2 protein-coding genes are annotated in these 1513 nt (G+C 40.2%); both read right to left on the reverse strand.

Features of this window, described 5'->3' with window-relative positions; translation table 11 throughout:
- A partial coding sequence (locus L4C33_RS22135) for a HAMP domain-containing protein (protein ID WP_428814537.1) occupies window positions 1-1188 on the reverse strand: 1188 nt, incomplete at its 3' end.
- Window positions 1189-1194: 6 nt separating this feature from the next.
- Window positions 1195-1513 (reverse strand): ABC transporter substrate binding protein (locus L4C33_RS22140; RefSeq protein ID WP_428814538.1); only part of this gene is annotated, 319 nt, incomplete at its 5' end.

A 1513-nucleotide genomic window follows, 5' to 3' on the forward strand; every position in this document is an offset into this window, starting at 1 on the left:
TGATAGTATTTTCCCTTTGATATCAATCGTGATGATACCGTCAGCAGCGGTATCTAAAATAGCAGAGAGCCTACTTTTACTTTCTGTCACGCTACGCATTAGCTGTTCTTTTTCTTTCACTTCTTTATCTAAGAGTGAAGCGGAAATCATAGAGTTACTGAGATTTGTCATCATTTCGTTAATCGAGGTAGCAATTTTGCCAAGCTCATCATGCCGGTTGACTTCGATTCGTTTTGTTAAGTGGTCACTCTCGATACCTTGAATACCGGAGACGAGTTTAGTGATAGGGTTGATGAGTTGTTGGCGTAAAGCGATAAACAGCATTAACGCTAAAAGTATACTCCCTACACATATTAGGTAGATGACCGAAATGATCATCGAGTTTAAGTTTTGATAGGTTTTCAATTTATCGAATTGCAATTCTAAATCTATGCCACCGAAACCTACGGGCAATGACTGAGACCTAGAAATTACGTCGGTATTATAATTGTTTGGGCGTTCTTCAATGGCTAAATGGCGTTTACCCGTCGGGTAGACTTTAATGCCAATTACGGGATAAGAAGCTTTCACCAGTCTTTCTATAGAGTTGGAGAGCAGTGCTTGATAGCTTTCCCCCCATTGCGTGGAAATGATTAACCAACCACTAAGTTTTCCGTGACGAGTAATAGGTGCAGAGATCCATTGAGAAAGGTTTGACTCGCCGGAGTCACTTTTAAAGGGGTCGATGTTTGGTTCGCTGACAAAGACTTTATCTTGCAGTTGCTGAGAAAATAATGGGTGGTCATTTAAGTTGGAACTGAGTAATAGTTCACCAGAAAACTTTGCTCCAGAGCTCGTTGTTGTTGATGTCGAGAACACTGTGCCATCGTAATCGACGACAAGCAGGTAATTGATATTAGTGTATGAAGACGCAGTGTCATTTAGGGTTTGGCTGACTCCAAGGTTAATCCCTCGATCAAGTGCCTTGCTCAAAAGCCGGTTCTTTGAGGTGATGTTTGCAATCGAAACCAGTTTCTCATTATTTTCTTCAATGATGCTTTCAACAAGCTCTAACGTTCCGTTGAGTTGTTGGTCAACAATGATATCAATCGATTTTTTGGCAATGGCATAGATACCATAACCAATAATAGACATAGTTATGATGGTTAATAATGAGACTAAAATGAGCAGTTTAGGGAGTAACTTCATTATAGGTTACTCATACCACTGATAGTAACCACGGTTTTCAGGTATCAAAATGTTGAACTTTTCGGCTTGCTTTTTATTGATCAAAAATATTGGTTGGGGCTGAAATTGAGATTCTAGAAAACGGGGCTCAATACCCTCACGTAGTATTTGCGCTGCTCGCAGGCCTGACATTTTACCAAGGGTATAAAAGTCTGCTACTGGGCCAAATGTAGAACCATGTTGAATTCCAGACTTATTTGAACTTAGTATCGGTATGGCGAATTTGTTTGAAACTTCAATAAGTGCTTCTTCCCCTCCGTTTTGTAACAGAGTGTCGGTTGTTGTG

It is taken from the genome of Vibrio makurazakiensis (genome assembly GCF_050337375.1).
GTDB classification, from domain to species: Bacteria; Pseudomonadota; Gammaproteobacteria; order Enterobacterales; family Vibrionaceae; genus Vibrio; species Vibrio makurazakiensis.